Source organism: Parafrankia sp. Ea1.12, from assembly GCF_900465275.1.
Classification (GTDB): Bacteria; Actinomycetota; Actinomycetes; order Frankiales; family Frankiaceae; genus Parafrankia; species Parafrankia soli.
Window position 1 is genome coordinate 1 of sequence record NZ_UBIZ01000037.1, and the last position, 667, is coordinate 667.

The following is a 667-nucleotide window of genomic DNA, read 5'->3' on the forward strand; positions in this document are numbered from 1 at the left end:
GGCGGGTGTGATCGTTACCAGGTGATGGGCGTGGTTGTCACCGGGTGGCGGTGGAGGTGACCGGGCCGGAGAACAGGACGTTCCCGTTCAGGTCGTAGCCGGTCGCCGTTCCGGTGGAGCTGAACGCGTCCCGGCTGCTGAAGGTGGCCGAATGCCGGATGTCGATGGAACCGACCACCGTTCCGTTCGGGCCGGGCAGGGTCCGGACGAAGGAGTAGGTGAAGGTCTTCGATCCGGTCGAGTGCCAGGAACCCCAGAAGGTCCCGCTCGGCGTGGCGACGGCGAAGCGGCTCTTCGGCAGGAACAGCATCTGGACCGACTCGGTGGCGCCGAGTGCCGTCGTGGCCGTGCCCGTCCAGTAGCCCACCGGGCTGTAACCGCCGCCATGGGAGGTCGTGCTCGCGGCTCCGGCGACCGGCGCCACGCCGACCGCCAGGGCGAGCGTGCCCGCCAGAGCCGCCAGCAACAGCGCCGCCCGCGTGGAGGCGAGACGGACGCGAGGTCGCAACATACAGGTTCTCCTTTGCCGTGGACATCAAGGTGCCTGAACACCGCCGACCGGCTTGAAGAAGCCCCGGAAACACGGTTCCGCGTGCGCGCTCAGGCAGCGCCGCGCACGTGCGCGTATCCGGGACCAGGAAACGGGACACCACCCCCCCGTCGCGCT

1 protein-coding gene is annotated in these 667 nt (G+C 69.4%); it reads right to left on the reverse strand.

Features of this window, described 5'->3' with window-relative positions; all coding sequences use genetic code 11:
* Window positions 1-37: 37 nt before the first annotated feature.
* Complete coding sequence (locus FMEAI12_RS00180; RefSeq protein WP_112104553.1) at window positions 38-511, reverse strand: hypothetical protein; 474 nt, start codon at window positions 509-511, stop codon at window positions 38-40.
* Between the last annotated feature and the right edge of the window lie 156 nt (window positions 512-667).